Genomic DNA, 21779 nt, shown 5'->3' with positions numbered 1-21779 from the left:
ACAAACCTATGAAAATAATTGGAAGTATAAGATAGTTTTAATAACCGGTATCTGTGTTAAAGTTTACTCCACACAAAGAAGACATAAGAAAAAAAAATAGAGATCAAAACCCATGATCAGGAATCAACAGGGTCTGGAGTATCGTCTGAAATTGCACTTTCAAAAGCATCCTTCATCTTGTCAAAGAAGCCTTTTCCACTTTTTGAACCGGAAGACTTGCTTCCACTGAGCCTATCAAGCTCTTCCAAAAGAGACCTCTGTTTGTCGGTGAGATTCGTTGGTGTTTCAACAACGACCTTTACAAGCTGGTCTCCCTGACCGTGTCCGTGGAGATGCGGCATACCCTTACCTTTCAGACGTAATATTGAATGGGTCTGGGTTCCTTCCTTGACCTTCATCTTGACCTTGCCATGAAGTGTAGGCACCATTATCTCAGCACCCAGAGCTGCCTGGGAGAATGTGATAGGAGCCTCATATATGATATCATCGCCTACGCGATCGAACTTTTCGTGAGCTTTCACATGGATCACAACATACAGATCACCAGGCGGTGCGCCAGGACTACCAGCCTCACCCTCTCCGCTGATCTTCAGACGCAGACCGGTATCAGCTCCTTTTGGAACCCTTACCTCTAGCTTGCGTACTTTTTTCTGTTTTCCTGATCCATTGCATACCGGGCATGGGGATTCGATGACCTGACCTCTGCCGTGACAGTTATCACAAGTGGTAGTGGTCATGAAGTTTCCAAGCGGTGTCCTTCTTGCATGGGTCATCTGACCGCTGCCATGACATTTCGGACAGGTGGTTGGACTTGTGCCTTCCTTTGCACCGGTACCTCCACAGGTCTCACAGTTCTCTGCCCGGGGTACATTGATCTTGACCTGCTCACCAAAAGCAGCCTGTTCCAGAGTGACAGCCAGGTCATACCTCAGATCTGAACCTCTTACAGGACCCTGCCTGCGGCGACCTCCGCCACCAAAACCTCCGAAACCGCCAAAACCGCCTCCGAAGATACTGCCAAGGATATCACCAAGATCCTCGAAACCGCCAAAATCAGCATTCCTGAAAATGTCTTCCGTGCTGTATCGACCATCTATACCTGCATGGCCAAACCGATCATACTGTGCCCTCTTCTCACTATCGGAAAGCACAGCGTAAGCTTCGGATATCTCCTTGAACTTTTCTTCAGCATCCGCTTCCTTGTTCTTGTCAGGATGGAATTTCATCGCAAGTTTGCGGTATGCTTTCTTGATATCAGTCTCAGAGGCATCCTTGGATACACCAAGTATTTCGTAATAATCACGTGTGGTCGACATTAAATCTCCTTCATGGATAAATTAAAGTGCAGATTGGAAGCATCTGCACCTATACCTTCAAGATATTTATTTATCTTCGTCCACGATCTCATAGTCAGCGTCGACTACAGTCTCATCTGATCCGGAACCTGAAGTGGATGCGCCGGCATCTTCAGCTTCTGCGGCTGCAGATGCTTCCTTCTGTGCCTTCTCATACATTGCAGCAGATACCTGGTAAACAGCTTCCTGCAATGCTTCGGTCTTCGCCTTGATAACTTCGGAATCCTCACCCTCGAGAGCTTCTTTCACATCTGCGATAGCCTTTTCGATGGTTGTCTTCTGCTCATCGGTTGCAATGTCACCAGCCTCTTTGAGGGTCTTCTCAGCTGCATTTACAAGGGATTCGGCATTGTTCCTGATCTCTACCTCTTCCTTGCGTGCCTTGTCCTCTTCTGCATGGGCTTCAGCATCCTTTACCATCTTTTCGATATCTTCGTCGGACAATCCACCAGGCTTCTGGATGGAGATGGACTGTTCCTTGCCGGTACCAAGGTCCTTTGCATTCACGTGAAGGATACCATTTGAGTCGATGTCAAAGGTAACTTCGATCTGTGGCATCCCCCTTGGTGCAGGTGGTATACCATCGAGAATAAAGCGTCCAAGGGTCTTGTTGGCAGAGGCAATTCCTCGCTCACCCTGCAGGATATGGATCTCCACAGATGGCTGGTTGTCTGCAGCAGTTGAGAATATCTGGCTCTTCTTTGTAGGAATTGTAGTGTTCCTCTCGATAAGCGGTGTTGCAACGCCGCCAAGAGTCTCGATACCCAGTGTCAGAGGTGTGACATCAAGCAAAAGGACGTCATGGACCTCTCCGCCAAGTACACCTGCCTGGATAGCTGCACCGACTGCAACAGCCTCATCAGGATTTATGTTCTTGTATGGGTCCTTTCCGATGAAGTTCTTCACAAGTTCGTATACTGCAGGGATCCTGGTGGAACCACCAATAAGAAGTACCCTGTCAATGTCCTTTGGAGTGACCTTTGCATCACTGAGTGCCTGCTTCATGGAAACAAGTGTTTTCTCCACAAGGTCTTCGGTCATCTTCTCGAACTGTGCCCTTGTGATGTCAATATCAATGTGCTTTGGCTGGCCGTTGGAATCTGCTGTAATGAAAGGCAGGTTCACATTGGTTGAGGCCACACCGGAAAGCTCGATCTTTGCCTTCTCGGCAGCATCGCTGAGACGCTGGAGTGCAGCCTTATCATTTGAAAGGTCGATACCTTCAGCCTTCCTGAACTCCTCGATCAGGAACTGTGTGATCCTGTGGTCAAAGTCGTCACCACCAAGGTGAGTGTCACCACTTGTTGAAAGCACTTCAAAGACACCGTCACCAAGCTCAAGAACGGATACATCGAAAGTACCGCCACCGAGATCGTACACAAGGATCTTGTGGTCGCCTTCCTCCTTGTCAAGACCATATGCAAGGGATGCAGCGGTAGGCTCATTGATGATCCTCATAACCTCAAGTCCGGCAATGGTTCCGGCATCCTTTGTGGCCTGCCTCTGGGAATCGTTGAAGTAAGCAGGTACGGTGATAACAGCCTGTGTGATGGTCTCACCAAGATATGCTTCAGCATCATCCTTGAGCTTGCGAAGGATCATTGCAGAAACTTCCTGAGGAGTGTAATCCTTGCCATTCAGGTTTACCTTGTAGTCGCCTTCACCGATGTGACGCTTGATGGAGCTTACACTGTTATCAGGGTTGGCGATCATCTGTCTTTTTGCGACCTGACCTACCAGCTTTTCTCCCTTCTTGGAAAAACCAACTACCGAAGGAGTTGTCCTTCCACCTTCTGCGTTAGGGACAACAGTAGGTTTTCCACCTTCGATGACAGCCATACATGAATTAGTAGTTCCAAGATCAATACCTAGTATCTTTCCCATGATAATACCTCACTTGTCTTCGATTATTAAGTAATTAACAATAATTTCGTCTTCTTTACAATATTGTTCAGGATACGTTCCCTAAATATCAATTGTCAGTTCTCATCCGGATTATCGGCAACCGTTACCATCGCATGACGTATGACCTTTGAGTTGAGCTCATAACCAGGCTTGCATACATCAACAACATGTTGGTCAGGATGTACCGTTGTCTGGACGTGCATCATTGCCTCATGAAGATGTGGATCGAATTCCTTTCCAGCACAATCGATCTTTTTCAGGCCTTCCTTTTCAAGGATAGATACGAACTGCCTGAAGACCATCTCAACACCTTCGATAACCGACTTCACATCATCTGTCTTTCTAGCAGATTCAAGTGCACGCTCAAAGTTGTCATATACCTCGAGCATATCAACCATCAGATTCTCAAGAGCGAACTTTCGGAACTCTTCTTTTTCACGTATGCTTCGCTTCCTGAAGTTCTCGAACTCCGCACGCTGGCGAACCAGTTGTTCTTTAAGCCCCAGGATCTCGGAATCCGCAGAAGTGGCTTCGGGATTTTCAACGGTCACGTTCTCTGACACATCATCACCGCCACAGCAAGTGCACGAATCCTTCTCTTCTTTAGATTTACATTTCTTTCCAGATTTACCTGTCATTGATCACGACTCCGCCATAATTTATCAGCGGTATAATACAACAGCATGTGATTGTTTGTAGTTCTATAAATACTTTTTTGTTTTGCCAAAAGATCAGACTAAAAAGAAAAAGATCAAAAACAGACACCAACAACCGTCTTTGATCAAGCAGGATCAGGCATATTCTGCCTGCATCTTATATGAAAGCAATTTTACAAGCAACATGCTGGCTATCATGCATATAGCAAGTGCCGATATCAAGCGGTCCGGCCCCAATTCAGTAAGTCCGCCATTGAGGACAAAATCAACGCCACCAAAGAAAGAAAAGATAGAGATGGTAGATGCAAGCGATACAACACATCCGCCAATGAGAGCACCTATCTGATCGGCCCCCCGCTTCTCAAAGAAGACAGAACCCACTATGAATATCACAGCGAAGATTAGTAGTATCATGTAAGAAGGCATTGGACTTATGCGGGTAGAAATGATGTTCATGACCCCGATCGCCATGCCGATCATAAAAATGGACATTGTACCTGAAACTGCAAGTGCCTGCAAAAATGGATTATCTGAAAATTCCGCATTCACCTATATATCCCTCGAGTTGTAATTTGTATTGCTTATATAAATAATAATTGTTTTGCATGCATATCGGACAGAATAGAAGATCCAAAAGTGATCCACAGTAAATAACAAATAAGATGATAGAATCTCACCTTACATGAAAATACTTCTTTCTGAATACGCAGTCAGCACCGGCATGGGTGGGACCTACCTGCTGGAAGGCAAAGCCATGCTACACACGCTGGCATCCAGCTTCTCAAAACTTGGACATGAAGTAATATACACATCATCAGGCCCCGTAATAGAAAATGGCAAGCCGGTCACTTCGAGTGAGGAGGACATCAAAAAGGTCCTTGATGTGCAAAGCCAGGACTGCGATGCTGCCCTTGTAATAGCACCGGAAGAACTGCTGGCCGAGATCACAGCAATAATAGATAAAAATACACTTAATATGGGCTGCAACTCCAGTTGTGTAGCCATTTGCTCGGATAAACTCGAATGCACAAGAAAACTGGAGAACACATCAGTTGCGGTCCCGAAAACATTCTCTCCGGAGCAGAACCTTCCCGATGACAGGTGCTGGGTAGTAAAACCAAGATTCGGATGTGCATCCGAGGATACTTTTGTGTCCCACAAACCTGAATTGGAGGAAGGACAGATAGCAACCGAGTATATTGACGGTGAACACCTCAGTGTCAGCCTCATCTGCGGAAAGGAAACAATGCCTTTAACAGTGAACAAGCAGCTTATAGAGATCCATCCTGACAAAGACACCTCTGCCGTGGATTACTGCGGATGTACAACACCATACCTCACCGAACGTAAGCAGGAGCTCTACGAAACAGCAATCGAAGCTACCCGTGTGCTTGAATGCAATGGTTATACAGGAGTTGACATCGTACTGGGAGACAGGCCATATGTGATCGATGTCAACCCGAGACCAACAACTTCCCTTGTGGGGATCACAAAGATAATGGACAGGGAAATAGCGGAACTTCTTATCGCAAACGCACTCGGGGAAGAACTTCCGCAGGTCAGTATTACAGGAAATTACTCATTCACCAAAGAGGAACTGATATGAGATATATTGGAATAGATATTGGCGGAGCCAATACAAAAGTTGCTTCATCTGATGAGGAGATCAAGGAACTCCTCTACATCCCTTTATGGAAGGACACAACACTCCCATCGGCCCTTAAGGAACTTGCAGAAAGGCTTGATCCGGACGGACTGGCCGTTGTGATGACAGGAGAACTCGCGGACTGCTTTGCTGACAAGGACGAGGGGATCAGCTTCATTATGGACGCTGTAAATAACGCTTTTGACTGTGAGATCAAATACGTGAACAACACCGGATATTTCCAGGACAGCACCCTTAAGACGAGAGACCTTGCCGCTGCTAACTGGGCCGCATCTGCACGCCTTATTGGAAAAGAGGTAGGCGATTGTATCTTTGTGGATGTGGGAAGCACCACCAGTGATATAATCCCCATCAAGGACGGAAATCATCTGGCAGGGCACACCGATTTCTCCAGGCTGCTTCGAAGTGAGCTGGTCTATGCAGGAACCCTGCGCACAAACCTTGCAGCCCTGCTAAAGACAGTAGAACTGGAAGAAGGAACATGCAGAGTATCATCCGAGCTTTTCGCAACAACTGCAGACGCATACATGCTTCTTGGAGATATCAACAGCGAACTGTTCACATGCGAGACCGCAGATGGCGCAGGCAAGGACAGGATCGATTGTATGAGAAGGCTTGCACGCGTAGTGTGTGCCGACCTTGCAGAGATCTCCGAAGAAGATATCCTCAAGATAGCAAAAGATGCGAAGGAAACACAGATATCAATGCTAGGTGAAGCGATATCCACTGTTGCAGAGAAGAACGGCCTTGACATTATAGTTTCAGCCGGACTGGGAGAGTTCATGATCGAAGAAGCTGCAATGCGCCTTGGTCTTGATTGCTTCTCTGCATCCGACAAGTGGGGAGCCGAGATCTCAAAGGTCTTCCCTGCTTATGCTGCAGCAAAGCTGCTTGAAAGCGAGAACATGAATTAAGACATACGGACCATTAAGGAATGAAAGTAGTCCTCAAGCTAGGCGGCAGCCTGATAGAGCAAGCCGAAAATCTGCTAAAAGAAGTCGATTCACACTTTGGAGACAGAGAAAACGATGTTAAGATACTGGTAGTACCTGGCGGAGGCATCTTTGCCAATTCGATCAGGGAAGCCAGCCGAAAATATTCACTGACTGATGATGCATCCCACTGGATGGCAATAGCATCAATGGAACAATATGCATACATGCTTAATGACATGACCGGCATACCTTTGATAGATGATACGGACCATATACCAAAGGGAGTCTCCATTCTGCTTCCTTACAAGATGCTCAAGGATACTGATGAACTGGAACATTCATGGGATGTGACATCAGACACCATTGCAGCATGGGTGGCACGGCGAACAGGAGCAATGTTCATCAAAGCCACAGATGTCGATGGCGTTCTGGAAAGAGATGAACTGATAGAGGAGATCACTGCTAACGAACTCGAAAGCATGGGAGAGACCTGCGCCGACCGAATATTACCGAAAATATTGGCCTGCTATTGCATGGACTGTACCATCATAAACGGAAATTACCCGGAAAGGGTCGTTGCCGCTATCGAAAGAAAGGTTGTGAAGGGAACATACATCAAGGGGAATATTTAAATTATATACCGAGTATGTACTGAAACCGTTATAGCTTATCGCGACACGAAGCGTTTCGTTCAAGCATTATACACGTTTATAGAATTAAAAGGAGAATTACAATGGCAAAAGTTGAACAATGCACATCATGTGGAGTTCGCCTTGTCGAGACGGGATTCACAAGATTCCCTTGCCCGTCATGTGACACCGAGCTCGGAAGATGTACCAAGTGCAGACAACAGAGCAACCCTTACAAGTGCCCTAAATGCGGCTTTGTAGGACCATGAGGGATGAACATGGGAGAAGTAGCAGCAACAATGAAAATTATGCCAGAGGGCGTAGACACAGATCTTGAAGACCTGAAGAGCAAGCTCGAAGCAGCATTGCCTGAAGGCGCATCTATCTACGGATCAGAGGTAGAGCCTGTTGCATTCGGCCTTAAAGCACTCAAGGTAGTAGTCCTTGTAGGCGACCTTGAGGGCGGCACCGAATCTGTTGAAGAGGCTTTTGCAGCAGTTTCCGGTGTAGAGAGCGTACAGGTTACCGATCTGGGCAGACCTGTATAATCGCACAGGAACTTTTTCTTTTTTCTTTTCTTTCTTTTTAGTTCACATCATTATAGCGGGCTCGTAGATCAGGGGGAGATCGTTACGTTCGCAACGTAAAGGCCGCGGGTTCAAATCCCGCCGAGTCCACCTCAGAAATAGAGAGTAATCCTGTTCTTACAAGTTATTTTTGACGTCCCTATGTAGGATGAAAAGAGATTATGCACTTATGTAAACACTATGAAAAATAAAAAATAATAGAAGGAACAGATCAATGAGTGAAAGAACAAAGCCCATCACTCAAACTGATCAATTATCTTTTACAAAGAAGGACTTTGCGTTCGCAACAGCTTCTTTTACCATATCTTCAATGTCAAGCTTTTCCTCTTCCCTGACTATCAGATCAAAACTTGCATTGATCTCAGGATGCTCAGGAACCGCACCACATCCGGAAGTTGGCAAAATGGATACTTCATAGGTACCTATGCGCCTTGCGAAATCAATGATCTCGGTCTTGTCAAGTCCTATCAACGGATGATAGAGAGGTATACCAAGCCCGTAGATCTCAGCATGCATATTAGGAGCCGTCTGAGAAGCAACCTGACCAATGGATGAGCCGGTGATTATGCCGTCAGCACCTTCCTTTTTCATGATCTCATATGCCATGCGATACATAGTACGTTTACAGAGAAGGCAAGTGTTCTTCTCATTACAGAGATTTCTGAATGAATCAAGATTAGCCCCGTGTGGAACATCATACATCTTGATAGGATCTGCAGGGGACCACCTCTGCAATACTTCCACACATTTAATTGCCCTTTCACGTGCTCTGTCATCAGAGAACGGAGAATTGTTGGCATAGACAGGTATTATCTTCACACCTCTCCTCATCATAAGCCAGGCTGCCACCGGAGAATCGATTCCACCGGACATCAGGACGACCATCTTGCCCTGAGTTCCAAGAGGCAATCCACCTACACCTTTCACGATATCGGTGAAAACATAAGCCCTGTTCTGCCTCATCTCCACGGATATCTCATGATCAGGATCAGAAAGATCAACCTTCGGAGTCCTTCCAAGGGATTCAAGACGATTCCATACTGCATCTCCACAGAGGCGGCCAATGTCTGTGGAAGACAAACCGTGTTTACCCGAGCGACGTGCACGGATACCAAAGGTTTCTCCATCTTTGACAATATCAGCACCGATGTCAGCACATACCTTTGCAGCAGCAGCAACATCAGCTTCCACCTTAATTGCAGAAGAAGCGGACACTACTCCAAAAACATCTGCAGCTGCCTTTGCAGCGTTCGGATCATCAGATTCTATGAAAATTCGTCCCCATTCCCTGTAAACCCTGGAGAAAGAAACGTTTTCCTGCTTCAGCATGGCTTCAAGGTTACGGACCAGTATCCTTTCATAAAGGTTCCTGACACCCTGGCTCTTAAGGGCCAGTTCACCATACCTCACAATAACCACATCATACATGGTGCATAGTATTCATACATCTTTTTTAAGCTATTGGGTAAAGGCAAAAGAACCCAAAAAGACCATTCCATAGAAAAATATAAATATTAATGAGTTATTTATATAGGTTTACTGTCCCGTCAGGATACGGGGGGGCGTCGTTTCAATAACGACAGCAGAGGGAATATGGGCGTGTTTGGGGAGTGGGAAACTCAAGACACACTTATGCATATCATCGTAGGCCATGTTCCCTCTGTGAGATAGATATTCAGAAAGGGGAAGACGTAAAATGAAAACATTAAATAAGTGTCCAAAATGTAGCTCAAGACTTGAATTGAAAGGGGATAACATACAGGTTTGCAATGTCTGTAAATACTGGACAGAGGCAGGAACTGCAAGGCTTGACTCCATTACAATTCTGGAGTGAGGTAAAATGTTGGATACAGTCCTGAAGTGTCACATGTGTGATGTGGACCTGAAGATAATGCGTATTGGCGATAACGCCATGTACTATTGTAAAAAATGTGGAAGAACAACCTCCATAGACCCTGCATTCAGCATTTCAGAACAATCCGCTTATACCGCCTGATGTGGATCACTTGCGAGCTTCCTAAGTTTAACAACATAGGAATAAAGGCTCTCCACATCTTTGATCTCTTTTTTTACCATAGAACTTAAACGTTCACGGACATACACATCAACATCGACATCAAAGTACCTGAGGTCTTCTGAGATCTTTGAAGCCAGAATGTCACCACGCCGATCCCAGTCTGTCAGAATTATCGCTTTTTTACCACTATCAACGATCTTAGAGGTAAGCTCCGTAAGAGGACGATGGGTTGCAAGCTCAATATCCCCATGGAAACCTAATTTTCTCAGGGAGATTACATCCCTCTTCCCTTCAACAACAATAATATCACCTTTATTTGAACATTCATGAAGTTCATTAAGGAGATCCTCCATCATTTCAAGCTTTTTTTGATATACAAAAAAAGGTGCTTTCAGCTCAGATCTTTTCACAGACAAGTTCTCATTCTGCTCATGTTCTGACATCAAAACAGGATATTGGAACTCAAGAGTAAATAATCATCCCACGACAATAAACAACAACAATCACACATCGACAATGTTATATATGGACATTAATTAAACTTTATACAGATGGAGGGGGCAATAGATCCATCAAGGAGTGGTATAAATGGGTTGCATTTTTTGTGGGAAGATTTGTGCAGAAGCAGGAGTGGAAGGCGAATATGGAAAGGAGGTTGCTGAAGGCCGCATCGTCGGACACACCCATATTTGCATGGATTGCCTGGCAGAACTAAAAGAGGTACTTGACATCGAAGAAATAGAGAAGAAACTTGCTGAGACAGAATACGAGATCTTTGAAGAGACAGGATACTGAAAGCGGCAAGACGGATCAAGCACTAAGTCACATGATCAAAAAGTAAAAAAGTTCCGAATATAGTTAAAACCATAGAGGGAACTATGGACAAACATTACAAAACATTCATCTTTTGATAAAGAATTCGGTGAGCTCATCAAAAGGAGCTGACCAGTTAATGTCAAGATCCTCAACACTGGAAAGTTCAGGCCCTATTCGCAGGTTATCCACCAACTCCAATATGAGAGACTTTTCCCCCTGTGCAATGACCTTCACGCGCCCGTCCGGGAGATTCTGGGCGTAGCCGACCAGACCAAGCCTTGCAGCTACCTTAAGGGTGAATGCCCTGAAGTATACACCCTGGACCCTGCCGGAGACATATATCTCCGCACAGGCAATATCATTATTCCCGGACATGAGCACACTTTGGATATCTATTAAGTTACCTGTTCAAAGGAACTTTGGCCTCATTGAAAGTAACTTTGCAAGAGGTAAGCTGCGGTATGGCATATCGCCGATCTCAGAGAGGACACGCTCATTAAGCTCCTCTGCAGTCATTTCCACCTTCATTGGCTTCTTTGGATCGGATTCAGCACGAATGGTCACGTTGACCTTACCGCTTTCAACCTCCGAATCACCGATAACTGCCACATACGGGATCCATTCACGACCTGCCTCACGGATTTTCTTGCCGATTGTCTCCTCGCGGTCATCAATGTCCACACGGCAATGAAGGGCATCTGCAACCTTGTTGGCAAACTCCATATGCCTCTCGGCAATAGGGATCACACGGACCTGAGTAGGGGACAGCCATACAGGGAGGTTCGGAACCTTGCCGGCCTCTGCATCCATTGCTGCCTTTTCTAGAAGGGCATAGATACACCTCTCAATAGCTCCGCTCGGAGAGCAGTGAAGGACGACAGGACGCTTTGCTTCACCATCAGAATCAATGTAATTGATGTCATAGCGCTCAGCATTCTCCACATCGATCTGCACAGTGGACAATGCACTGGCCTTTGCGATGGCATCCACGAAGTTGAACTCGAACTTAAGGACGAAGTAAAAGAACCTTGTATCCCACATCTCCACAAGGACAGGTTTGTTGACCTTTCTTGCAAGGTCTGTGATGAAGTCGGTGTTGCTCTCGTAGAAGTCACGTGTGAAGCGTATGGCAACCTCAAAGTCACTAACATCGATACCGATCTTGCTCAGGGTATCGATACACATGCTGTACTGTTCACCAAACTGGGCAACAGAGCCTTCCATATCAGGACAAAGAGTGTGCATATCAGGCATTGTGAAAGCACGCAGTCTCCTGAGACCCACAAGCTCACCGCGCTGTTCCTTCCTGAAACTGTACCTGGTAAGCTCGATCATCTTGAGCGGGAGATGCCTGTATGAGATTGTCATGTCGTGGTTCATCAGGAACTGGCCGAAGCAGGCAGCGAACCTGAGGAACATATGGCGCTTGTCTGACTCGATGGAGTACTGACGTGCAGGGAACCTGTCAAGATACTTCTTCAGGGTAGGGTGGTTCATATCATACATCAGAGGTGTCTCTACCTCCATTGCACCCATCTTTGTAGATTCATCAATAACGAAGTTCTCGAGAAGTGACTTCATCAGCCTTCCCTTAGGATAGTAACGCATGTTACCGGAATCGGAACCGGGCTCATAATCTGCGATCTCAAGCCTGCGCATCAGTTCCACATGTGGTGGTGCCTTGTCAATGTTCCTGTTCTTGGTGAGCTCATAATCAACGAACTTCTTCAGGTTGTCATACCCGGTAAAATCAAAGCCTTCAGCATCATGAAGCTCGCCATCGGGGGTCAGAATGCGCCAGTAGGACTTTGCAGTGTCCTCTGCTTTCAGTGCTTCGGAAACAACCTCTTCCTTCTCCTCTTTGACCACCATTGCCTCGCCACAGGCAGCAGACTCGTCCGGCCTGATGGTACGTGAAAGCTCGGAGAGCGGGTGACCCTTACAGCTGATGCTGAACGCCTTGTACCAGCCAAAAGGTGCCCTCATGACATTGTACTTGCCAGTAAGTTCCTTCTCGATGCTCTTGAGAACGGCTACAGCGACCTTGGGAGATGAAAGGTCAGAACTTAAGTGTGCATAAGGATACAGCATCACACTCTCTGCCTTCACCTGAGTAGCGACCTTCTCGATCTCTGCTACTGCCCTATCTATCACCTGCTGCGGGTCAGCCTCATCAAAGCTCTCAACGGCCATGAAAGCCGTAAGTGCTTCCTCAAGGCGCCCCTTCTTGAAGGAATCCTCAATCTTTTCAGCAACAGGGGTACTCTTTTTTACCTCATATTCAATATAATCAGAATGGATAAGTAATAACTGCATGATCTCACCGGTTAAATAATCCTGTGCTTTAATTAAACCAATCCTTATTAACCTTTTTCAAGTAAACATTTGAGAAATAGGAATGGACTGATAAAAAGAACTTATTCTTCTGCAATTAGTCCCGCTTCCGCCTGTTCAGCCTCAGCTTTGTCAAGACACTCCACATACACCTTATAGGCTGCTATTATGGAGCCCAGGAGTATCGGTGCTGCAAAGAAGCCGGCGATACCACCGACAAAAGCACCACCAAGGAATGCAAGGAATATAAGGAACGGATGGATATGCGACTTTACGCTTGCAAGGTAGGGGCGCAGGAAAAGCTCAGGTGGCACATAGATGATGATCGAGCATACAACAAAGAAGATCACAGCGCTCTCAAGTCCAAGATTGAGATAGCGTATGATGGAAAGGACCACCAGTACCATGTAACCAGCAAACATGGGTATTGCAGATGCAATGAATATGAGTGTGGCCAGAGCAAGCACATGTGAGAGACCAAAGGCATAGAACACGATAACAGAAAGAGTACTTACTGAAAGTGCCGCATAGGCATTACCAATGAAAACACCACCAAGTATCACATCCATGTGGTAGATGTACCTTTTGACAACAGACTTATTTCCATCAGGAACGACCCTTAGAAATGCATGATAAAGGGAATCACCATCTGCAAGAAGGAAATAGCATACAAAGACAGCTATCATTAGATTTATCACGAACATCGCTATCCCGCGAGCATAGGAAACGAATACAAGGTTACCAAGCAGAGGCAGGATCGAAAGGGATGAATCCCATATTGTCTGCTGTATCTGCGCATAGTATTCATGAGGAATGTTCAGGTTGCGTATGAAATCGAACAGATTACTGATCACAACGGTCTGGTTCTCAGTAATCCAGACGATCTGGTTGGCGATCTCAATAATACCCATTCCGAGGATCAGAATAATAGGTGCTACAATGAACATCGTGGCAATGAATGCACCTACATGACGTTTCTTTTGTAAGAACGTATAGATCGGCCTTGCTATGTATGCGAAAACAAGGCCAAGCATAATACCATCAGCAAGCGGCAGTAAAATGTAAACAAATATGGAGAAAAGTATGACTAAGGCTACGATTACGAGAACCTTCCATCTGGAACCTATCTGCCGGGACAGCTCATTAGATATATCCGTGACCATCGAACACACATACAGTAAATTTAACGAATAATAATATTAGTAGACATATAATATAACTTCAACACACTATTAATAATTCACTCAAAAGAGATTGCACCCGTAACCTTACCTCCCAGATCCAGTATATCGGAAAGAAGCCGGTCCGAATATTTCATGACGACACATGCTTCAGTACATTTACCACAACGAATGCAATCATCGTTTATGTACAACTTCCCTTTTTCAGATCCCAGAGTTATCGCATTCACAGGACAGATCTTCAGGCAGATGCCACATTCAGTACACTTGTTGATGCGTATCAGCTGTTCTGCGACCATCCTGAGGACTTTGCGGGCAACATCTTCCGATCCTGCAGTTACCTTGAGACTGCCCGATGAGAAGAATTTCACAGAATCGTTCCCCATCCTGAGAAGCAACATGCCAAGGTCCTCTGAGAAGACAGTTGTACCCAGTATGTTCATGACGGCAGCAGCTTCGGTTAAAAGCACACCGCTGACGTTCGCCTCGACAGTATAGCCGCCCTCCCTGCAGGGGGAGAACCCTGAGGTGAGGACTATGGAGAAATCCTCATCGGCGCGAACATGCTCGGTATCGATCCCAAGCTCATTGGCAAGTATCACCATCTTTGGAGGAAGTTCCTTCCAGCGCCATAGCCCATGCTTTACATACTCAGCCGAAAGACCACGGGACCGTGCCCACTTCAGCAAATAGTCATTCCACCTTTCATACATATCCGGATGGATCTCACGCAACCCCTCATACTCTGCGGAGAGTTCTGCAGGGCACAGGTAGCAACCAACGCGCTCAAACCCACGGTCATACAAAGGATTGTAATCCAGCCCGCGCCAGTGTATGTAAAGCCACACCTCAATGGCACGCCAGTCCCGTATCGGGAATATGTTCAACTGGTCGGGAACAAATGGGTTCTTCTCACTTGCCGCAATGTTGGCCCTGGAAAAGGACTCATACCTGCGCTTCCCGTCGATGGTCAGGCAAACCCCGCCTTCTTTAGTGCAGTTGTCGATCACGTCCCCCGCAGGAGCAAGTTTGCAGACCTTGCAGCACCAGCGGAAATCCTTTGCAGGAGGACCGAAGCTTTCAACATTGTCCCAGAAGGCATTTCCTGCCTTTGCCTCGATAAGCTCAATGCCACGTTTTTCACAATATTCATGCACAAAATCCACAGTTTCCGGGAACTCGATCCCGGTGTTCAGGAAAAAGGCGCTTACATCCCTGTTCTTAAGGGCGCTCAATGTCAGGTCAAGGACCACAAGACTGTCCTTCCCCCCGCTGAAAGATACGTGTACAGGGAGATCGCGGAATTCTTTCTGGTTCGCAATGCCCTTGATGGTGTTCATCGCATTCTTACCAAGCTGCCTGAGATGAGGCAGGTTGGCGTTTACAACATCAGCCATCGAAGGGACTTTCGGACTTAGAACCATTGTATCGCTCATGATCTTCCGAACCCTTACAACCGGACCCTCGATGAGGTCCATTTCAGCACTGTCACACAGGGCGACACCCGACCCGACAAGATTGCCGGAGACCACGATCAAAAAGTCACCTTTTTTGATATCATCACTGAAGCTCTCAAGGGCATCTGCCCTGATCTTCTTGCCACTAAGATGCAAACCTGCCTTCCCCAGGACAACGGTCTTTCTATCGGAAAGTGAATGGATCAACTGTGCACCCATTGCAGATGGCTCGAACCGATCGCCCATCGTATGCATGTCATAGAACAATACACCAACATTAAACCCGTCAACGATGACTTCGTCAGTCTTATCATCACCGGGTATCTTGTTCAAAAGGACCATATGCTGTCCGATAGGATCACAGCCATACTCGGATAGAAGCAATTCACCAAGCACGTCACGCTCATAGGGTGAACAGAAACGGATGTCACCTGTACCCGAAAGTTTCACTTCAAGCACTTCCCCTCCACATGAGCCACATTCCGGCTTGATAAGAGGTGCATTACATTCACTGCACCAGAAAAGGACAGGATGTTTTTCAGGGAAGGATTTCCTGAAAGATCTCTTATTTTCCCGAGAGCTATTCTTGCTTTTGTTAGAAGTAACCTTATGCATTTGTGAATTGGCCTTTTTTAAGTGCATTGACATGAAATGGGGATTGGTGTTCATAAATACTTCCATGAAACACATAAAGTGAGTGTAACAAGAGATAACAGAAATAAAAAAGAGATCGCAGGCCCTTATGACCTGCTATAGATTGACTTTATTTTGAAAGGTAATCGTTGATGGTCTTTGCAGCCAGTTTTCCTGCACCCATTGCACTGATCACTGTAGCCGCACCTGTCACAGCATCCCCACCTGCACAAACACCATCAATTGATGTCATGCCTGTCTCGTTCACCACAATGGTGCCCCATGGTGTGACCTCAAGGCCTTTTGAACCCTCGAAGATGATAGGGTTAGGTGAAGTACCGATAGCCATGATGACAATTTCAGCATCGATAACGTGCTCGGAACCTTTAACTTCCACAGGTCGTCTGCGGCCTGACTCATCAGGTTCTCCAAGTTCCATCTTAATGCACTCCACACCGTTGACGGTCATGTTCTCGCCTTCAAGGATGCGTACAGGATTGGTCAGGAGACGGAATACGATGCCCTCTTCCTTTGCATGCTCGATCTCTTCGCGTCTTGCAGGAAGCTCTTCGTCGCTACGTCTGTAGACGATGCTTACCTCATCTGCACCAAGCCTTAATGCACTGCGTGCTGCATCCATTGCAACATTACCGCCACCTACTACGATGACATGGCTTCCCCTCTTGATCGGAGTGTCATATTCAGGGAAACGGTATGCCTTCATCAAGTTGACACGTGTAAGGAACTCATTTGCGGAGTAGACACCATTCAGGTTCTCACCCTCGATCCCCATGAACTTAGGAAGACCTGCACCGGTTCCGAGGAAAACCGCATCGAAATCATCCTCAAGCTGGTCAAGGGTCTTTATACGGCCAATAACATAGTCCACCTTAAGATCTGCACCCAGCTTCATGATGTAGTCTACCTCTTCTTTCACGATAGCCTTTGGAAGCCTGAACTCAGGGATACCGTAGATCAATACTCCGCCTGCTTCATGCAATGCCTCGAACATTGTTACTGAGTGACCTGCCTTTGCAAGATCTGATGCTGCTGTAAGTCCCGCAGGACCGGTACCTACGATAGCCACTTTCTTGCCGGTTGGTTCGGCAACAACAGGGTCCTTGACACCAGCCTCACGTTCGCGGTCCGCACAGAATCTTTCAAGACGACCGATGGAGATCGGGTCGTTCTTCTTTCCAAGGACACAAAGTTTCTCGCACTGTTCTTCCTGAGGGCAGACACGGCCGCACACTGCAGGAAGGGTGTTGGTTTCCTTGATCACAGCGATAGCTTCTTCGAAATTACCCTCTTTCATTTTGGAGACAAAGCCAGGAATATTGATATTCACAGGGCAGCCTTCCACACATTTTGGATTCTTGCATTCAAGGCAACGCTTTGCTTCAAGGATAGCCTGCTCTTCAGAGTAACCCAGTGCAACCTCTTCGAAGTTGTGGATACGTTCTTCAGCAGGCTGTTCAGGCATTTCCTGTGTTACTGACATTTGCACTCATCTCCGCAGCCTTTGTTGTAGCTCTCAAGAGAGTCCATTTCCTCTTTGCGATATAATGACAGACGGCTCATCAGGAGGTTGAAGTCCACATCCTTTGCATTGAACTCAGGACCATCCACACATGCGAACTTTGTCTCGCCGCCAACATTCACACGGCATCCGCCGCACATACCTGTACCATCCACCATGATCGGATTGAGGCTTACAATAGTCTCAACATCGTAAGGTTCAGTGACACCGGCAACTGTGCGCATCATGATAGGAGGACCAATGGCAACGATCCTGTCGATCTTTTCATCGCTGTCGAGAAGCTGTTTGACAAGATCTGTAACAAAACCGTGGTGACCTTTGGAACCATCATCTGTTGCAACAAGAAGTTCATCACTTACAGAGTTCATTTCATCTTCAAGGATGAGCATTTCCTCATTGCGTGCACCAATAATGGAGATCACTTTGTTACCGATCTCACGATATGCACGGGCCTGAGGATAGACAGGAGCAATGCCGATCCCTCCACCCACAAGCAATACAGTACCGATCTTTTCGATCTCGGATGGTTTGCCCAGAGGACCCACGAAATCCTGAAGATCATCACCTGCAGCCAGCTTTGCAAGCTGTTTCGTCGTCTTACCCATCTCCTGGAAGATGATGGTGACAAAACCCTTGTCTGCATCATAATCTGCAATTGTCAGAGGGATCCTTTCGCCCTCTTCATCAATACGAAGAATAATGAACTGACCGGGCTTTGCAGCCGCAGCCACATCAGGAGCCTCGATGTTCATCAGGTGCACATTCGGCACCAATTGACGTTTCTCTATTATTTTGTATGCCATTAGATCACTTTCATAATACAGTCGGAAGTACGCGTACTTTATACCAATATATTAATGTTACCCATCAAATGCCCATTGTACATTAAGTTTTCTATTTAAAGAAGAAAACCCTTTCCAGATGCGTTTTGGGAAACAAGCGTAAGTGGGATTAGAAATTTGCATATTTGCTAAAAGTCAATAATGTTTTGTTAGAATAAGAAAATTATTACCGGCATAATTTGCCGGTAAAATTATACGCCCGAACCGGGATTCGAACCCGGGTCGGAGCCTCGACAGGGCTCCATGATAGGCCTCTACACTATTCGGACATTGCGAGTGATTGCTGCTGTGAGCACACCCTAATACTCATCCAGGTATATAAACCTTTTGAGGTTTTAGGATGTTTAGTCCCGCCTCCCAGACTCGAACCGGGGACATCGCGGTGCCTGCGCGGTATGTGCGACAAGTCGCATGAACCATACTACAGCCGCGCACTCTACCACTGAGTTAAGGCGGGTCTCCGCTGAATACAGCATCCTTACACCCCACCAACGTGAGATGCAACCCCTTCATATGCATAATAATACTTATTCTTTTCGCCGTCTGAGCAATTTTGGAGCAAATTGTAAAGGGAATCTGAGTGAAAAAGCCAGAAAAAAGGTGAAAGATACAAAATCGAAAGGAAGTAGGGACAAAAATAGAAAGAAATGGCAGTTGCGATACGAAGTTCCGGCAACTGCCCGCTCATGGAAGACCACATTGTCTTCCCATAAGCTACCCATGTTAAAGAGTGTATGATCTCAGAAGGTTGTGAGCTCACCTTTGATAACCATGTCAGTGATCTTGGTGATGTTCTCAAGCCAGTCATCGATAATGACCTCTGCCTCAGACCTTACGTTAGCGAAGTTTGCACCATCTTCAGGAATGATCTGGGCATTTGCGACCAATGGCTGGTCAATAGGCTGACCGATCTGTGAGAGCAGTTTTACATGAACATCACTGAGCTCATCAACTTTACTTACAATATCCCTTGCCATCTGTGTTGAAAGGAGGTTGTAGATCTTGCCGATGTGGTTGATCGGGTTCTTACCACTTGTTGCTTCCATGCTCATTGGCCTGCTTGGTGTAATAAGACCGTTGGAACGGTTTCCACGTCCTACTGAACCATCATCACCCATCTCCGCAGAGGTACCTGTAACGGTAAGGAAAACGCAATCGCAACCACCTTTAATGTCATCTGCAGTGTTGATGTGGGCATAGACATTCCTCTCAGTGTACTTGCTTGCAAGGTCCAGAACGTACTCGGTCATCTCTTCCTTTGCACTGACGTAGTGGTCCATGTCATCGATGTGCCTGCCTACCATACCACAGCAGATGGTCAGGGAAATATCGTCGTTGTCCCTCAGACCCATTACCTTGATATCCTCACCGATCCCTGGAATGCTCTTCTTTTTGAGATCTGTAAGAAGCTGCCTCTCGGTATTGTAAACGATCTGCTCAAGTTCGGAGAACGGAGCATGGCCCACACCAAATGATGTGTCGTTTGCCATAGGAACGTGATCCCTGTGGAAAACATCCCTGAGATCGGATGAACCGGTTCCAAGCTTACAGTCGATGATCATGTCGCGTTCCATGTCCATGTCAACGATAGTGTTCCTGACATAGTTACGTGCAGCTTCAAGAGCAACTGCCTCGACAGGTATCTCCATTCCATCGAATGTCTTGGTAGCCCTTCCGACAAGAAGAGTGTAGATAGGCTTGATGACCTCTCCGCCACCGAACTCTGGATTGGACCTGCCTGCAACGATCTGGGTCTCATCGGTGTTGTGGTGAAGAACTGTACCGCACTTGTCGATGTACTCTTTACAAAGGGCACGGCTTACAGCCTCTGCAAGACCGTCACTGATACTATCAGGGTGACCGATACCTTTTCTTTCTACAAGCTCGATCTCCTGCTTCTCGATGGGGGTCTCGTGAAGTTGTTCAACTTTGATATTTCGTATCATTTTTTAGCCTCTTTTAATAAGTTTAAGACGAACAGGATTGGGATCCTTATAAATTAAATGGTCTTTGAAATTACCCTATAAGATGAATAAATTATATAAAATCGTTACTACATGAGTTTTATTTAATAACCCATAGTTATAACATGAAGCACACACAGGGCTCACAAAAATGAAAGAACATTCAGCAGATCAAACGATTGGTCAATTGATAGATGATCCCCCATTCGATCGACCAATCAATCGAGTAAGCAAGCAACCAAAAAATCAATCGATCGATCACTGAAGGTATGAACTTCCCATCATCCATGCAATACTTATAAAGGATAAATGTATTTGAGAACATGAATCCCAAAAAAGTTCGATAATTCAATGATCATAAATAACACAGACATTTCTGTTCTTCAGAAGGACTTCAAATGATACGTATTGCAATACCTAACAAAGGAAGATTACACGACCCCACAGTTGAGCTGTTCAAAGAAGCAGGCCTCCCGGTACTCGGAGGCTCTAACAGAAAACTGTTCGCAAAGACCACAGACCCTGAGATCACATTCCTTTTCGCAAGGGCTGCAGACATCCCTGAATATGTGCAGGACGGTGCCGCAGATGTAGGTATAACCGGCCTTGACCTCATATCAGAGACAAACTCTGATGTAGAGATGCTGCTTGATCTGAAATACGGAGGTGCAGACCTTGTACTCGCTGTTCCGGAAGATTCTGACATCAAATCCGCAAAGGACCTCGAAGGAATGAGGGTGGCAACTGAGTTCCCTGTTATCACAGCCAGGTATTTTGAGGAACTTGGAGTCAACATTGACGTCGTGAAAGTAAGCGGTGCATGTGAAATGACCCCACACGTTGGAATTGCCGATGCGATCGTGGATATTTCAAGCTCCGGAACCACGCTGGCTATGAACCACCTTAAGGTGATCGAGAAAGTATTCACATCATCCATCTACCTCATTGCCAACCACAGGACAATGGAAGCAGAAGAGAAGGTCCAGCACATAAAGACAGCTCTTGAAAGTGTCCTTCATGCCAAGCAGAAGAGATATCTTATGATGAATGTTCCTTCCGACAAGCTCGATGACGTAAAAGAGGAACTTCCCGGTCTTGCAGGACCGACGGTGATGAAAGTGGAATCCAAAAAGGATATTGTGGCAGTGCATGCTGTAGTCGATGCAGACCTGATATTTGCCACCATCAGCCGTCTCAAGGCCGCTGGTGCATTCGATATACTCGTAGTACCTATTGAGAGACTGGTACCCTGAAGAGGTCAT

The 21779-nt window shown here is 46.3% G+C and carries 22 protein-coding genes and 3 tRNA genes; 10 read left to right on the top strand and 15 right to left on the bottom strand.

The genetic code is table 11. From position 1 onward, the window contains the following. Nucleotides 1-116: 116 nt before the first annotated feature. The 4 genes from dnaJ to ACR3I3_RS05015 all read right to left on the bottom strand — a co-directional run bounded on the left by dnaJ (nt 117) and on the right by ACR3I3_RS05015 (nt 4465). A complete protein-coding gene (gene dnaJ, locus ACR3I3_RS05030) occupies nt 117-1316 on the bottom strand; it encodes a molecular chaperone DnaJ (RefSeq protein WP_440953465.1) in 1200 nt (399 codons plus the stop codon). A gap of 66 nt (nt 1317-1382) precedes the next feature. Beyond that, the gene (gene dnaK, locus ACR3I3_RS05025; RefSeq protein ID WP_440953464.1) at nt 1383-3239 is read right to left on the bottom strand and encodes a molecular chaperone DnaK; all 1857 of its coding nucleotides are present in this window, start codon (nt 3237-3239) and stop codon (nt 1383-1385) included. Nucleotides 3240-3334: 95 nt separating this feature from the next. Beyond that, complete coding sequence (gene grpE / locus ACR3I3_RS05020; RefSeq protein WP_440953463.1) at nt 3335-3898, bottom strand: nucleotide exchange factor GrpE; 564 nt, start codon at nt 3896-3898, stop codon at nt 3335-3337. Nucleotides 3899-4051: 153 nt separating this feature from the next. After that, nucleotides 4052-4465: a heat-shock protein gene (locus ACR3I3_RS05015; protein ID WP_440953462.1), complete on the bottom strand. Its 414-nt coding sequence runs from the start codon at nt 4463-4465 to the stop codon at nt 4052-4054. Nucleotides 4466-4598: 133 nt separating this feature from the next. Here ACR3I3_RS05015 and ACR3I3_RS05010 point away from each other — a divergent pair, with 133 nt between their 5' ends. From ACR3I3_RS05010 to ACR3I3_RS04985, 6 genes are all read left to right on the top strand, one after another. Then, nucleotides 4599-5522: an ATP-grasp domain-containing protein gene (locus ACR3I3_RS05010; protein WP_440953461.1), complete on the top strand. Its 924-nt coding sequence runs from the start codon at nt 4599-4601 to the stop codon at nt 5520-5522. Continuing rightward, nucleotides 5519-6496 (top strand): hydantoinase/oxoprolinase family protein, encoded by a 978-nt coding sequence (locus tag ACR3I3_RS05005; RefSeq protein ID WP_440953460.1) that lies wholly within the window; start codon nt 5519-5521, stop codon nt 6494-6496. The genes ACR3I3_RS05010 and ACR3I3_RS05005 overlap by 4 nt, the downstream gene beginning before the upstream one ends. A gap of 20 nt (nt 6497-6516) precedes the next feature. Then, nucleotides 6517-7149, top strand: a complete 633-nt coding sequence (locus ACR3I3_RS05000) for an amino acid kinase family protein (RefSeq protein WP_440953459.1) — start codon at nt 6517-6519, stop codon at nt 7147-7149. A gap of 101 nt (nt 7150-7250) precedes the next feature. Further along, nucleotides 7251-7415 (top strand): HVO_2753 family zinc finger protein, encoded by a 165-nt coding sequence (locus ACR3I3_RS04995; RefSeq protein WP_082087317.1) that lies wholly within the window; start codon nt 7251-7253, stop codon nt 7413-7415. Between the two features lie 9 nt (nt 7416-7424). Continuing rightward, on the top strand, nt 7425-7694 hold the full coding sequence (locus ACR3I3_RS04990) for an elongation factor 1-beta (RefSeq protein WP_440953458.1): 270 nt from the start codon (nt 7425-7427) through the stop codon (nt 7692-7694). A gap of 57 nt (nt 7695-7751) precedes the next feature. Beyond that, a tRNA-Ala gene (locus tag ACR3I3_RS04985) sits at nt 7752-7823 on the top strand. Nucleotides 7824-7982: 159 nt separating this feature from the next. On the opposite strand, the gene thiI is transcribed toward ACR3I3_RS04985, so the two are convergent. Further along, the gene (thiI, locus tag ACR3I3_RS04980; protein ID WP_440953457.1) at nt 7983-9161 is read right to left on the bottom strand and encodes a tRNA uracil 4-sulfurtransferase ThiI; all 1179 of its coding nucleotides are present in this window, start codon (nt 9159-9161) and stop codon (nt 7983-7985) included. Between the two features lie 268 nt (nt 9162-9429). On the opposite strand from thiI, the gene ACR3I3_RS04975 reads away from it, so the two are divergent. Together ACR3I3_RS04975 and ACR3I3_RS04970 are read left to right on the top strand one after the other, a co-directional pair. Next, nucleotides 9430-9567, top strand: coding sequence for a hypothetical protein (locus tag ACR3I3_RS04975; RefSeq protein WP_440953456.1), 138 nt, complete (start codon nt 9430-9432; stop codon nt 9565-9567). A 6-nt stretch (nt 9568-9573) separates the two neighbouring features. Next, the gene (locus tag ACR3I3_RS04970; RefSeq protein WP_440953455.1) at nt 9574-9729 is read left to right on the top strand and encodes a hypothetical protein; all 156 of its coding nucleotides are present in this window, start codon (nt 9574-9576) and stop codon (nt 9727-9729) included. Here the strand turns inward: ACR3I3_RS04970 and ACR3I3_RS04965 are convergent. After that, the gene (locus ACR3I3_RS04965; RefSeq protein ID WP_440953454.1) at nt 9717-10193 is read right to left on the bottom strand and encodes a toprim domain-containing protein; all 477 of its coding nucleotides are present in this window, start codon (nt 10191-10193) and stop codon (nt 9717-9719) included. The genes ACR3I3_RS04970 and ACR3I3_RS04965 overlap by 13 nt on opposite strands. Nucleotides 10194-10338: 145 nt before the next feature. On the opposite strand from ACR3I3_RS04965, the gene ACR3I3_RS04960 reads away from it, so the two are divergent. Then, nucleotides 10339-10545, top strand: coding sequence for a hypothetical protein (locus ACR3I3_RS04960; RefSeq protein WP_440953453.1), 207 nt, complete (start codon nt 10339-10341; stop codon nt 10543-10545). A gap of 105 nt (nt 10546-10650) precedes the next feature. Here ACR3I3_RS04960 and ACR3I3_RS04955 read toward each other — a convergent pair whose 3' ends face one another. The 9 genes from ACR3I3_RS04955 to ACR3I3_RS04915 all read right to left on the bottom strand — a co-directional run bounded on the left by ACR3I3_RS04955 (nt 10651) and on the right by ACR3I3_RS04915 (nt 20499). Continuing rightward, nucleotides 10651-10941, bottom strand: a complete 291-nt coding sequence (locus tag ACR3I3_RS04955; RefSeq protein WP_440953452.1) for an acylphosphatase — start codon at nt 10939-10941, stop codon at nt 10651-10653. Nucleotides 10942-10974: 33 nt separating this feature from the next. Further along, complete coding sequence (locus tag ACR3I3_RS04950) at nt 10975-12882, bottom strand: threonine--tRNA ligase (protein WP_440953451.1); 1908 nt, start codon at nt 12880-12882, stop codon at nt 10975-10977. A gap of 101 nt (nt 12883-12983) precedes the next feature. Next, nucleotides 12984-14063, bottom strand: a complete 1080-nt coding sequence (locus ACR3I3_RS04945) for an AI-2E family transporter (RefSeq protein ID WP_440953450.1) — start codon at nt 14061-14063, stop codon at nt 12984-12986. Nucleotides 14064-14140: 77 nt separating this feature from the next. Beyond that, nucleotides 14141-16180 (bottom strand): phosphoadenosine phosphosulfate reductase domain-containing protein, encoded by a 2040-nt coding sequence (locus tag ACR3I3_RS04940; protein WP_440953449.1) that lies wholly within the window; start codon nt 16178-16180, stop codon nt 14141-14143. Between the two features lie 121 nt (nt 16181-16301). Further along, nucleotides 16302-17672, bottom strand: a complete 1371-nt coding sequence (gltA, locus tag ACR3I3_RS04935) for an NADPH-dependent glutamate synthase (protein ID WP_440953448.1) — start codon at nt 17670-17672, stop codon at nt 16302-16304. After that, entirely contained in the window at nt 17663-18514 is an 852-nt protein-coding gene (locus ACR3I3_RS04930; protein WP_440953447.1) for a sulfide/dihydroorotate dehydrogenase-like FAD/NAD-binding protein, read from the bottom strand. Before ACR3I3_RS04930 ends, gltA begins: the two co-directional genes overlap by 10 nt. Nucleotides 18515-18749: 235 nt before the next feature. Next, nucleotides 18750-18822: transfer RNA gene (locus ACR3I3_RS04925), tRNA-Asp, on the bottom strand. A 79-nt stretch (nt 18823-18901) separates the two neighbouring features. Beyond that, a tRNA-Tyr gene (locus ACR3I3_RS04920) sits at nt 18902-19010 on the bottom strand. 283 nt (nt 19011-19293) lie between these two features. Next, complete coding sequence (locus ACR3I3_RS04915; RefSeq protein ID WP_440953446.1) at nt 19294-20499, bottom strand: methionine adenosyltransferase; 1206 nt, start codon at nt 20497-20499, stop codon at nt 19294-19296. A 416-nt stretch (nt 20500-20915) separates the two neighbouring features. On the opposite strand from ACR3I3_RS04915, the gene hisG reads away from it, so the two are divergent. After that, nucleotides 20916-21770 (top strand): ATP phosphoribosyltransferase, encoded by an 855-nt coding sequence (gene hisG, locus ACR3I3_RS04910; RefSeq protein WP_440953445.1) that lies wholly within the window; start codon nt 20916-20918, stop codon nt 21768-21770. Nucleotides 21771-21779 lie beyond the last annotated feature (9 nt).

This window comes from Methanococcoides mangrovi (assembly GCF_052057775.1).
Taxonomy (GTDB): domain Archaea; phylum Halobacteriota; class Methanosarcinia; order Methanosarcinales; family Methanosarcinaceae; genus Methanococcoides.
This window is presented reverse-complemented; position numbering and strand designations above follow the sequence as displayed.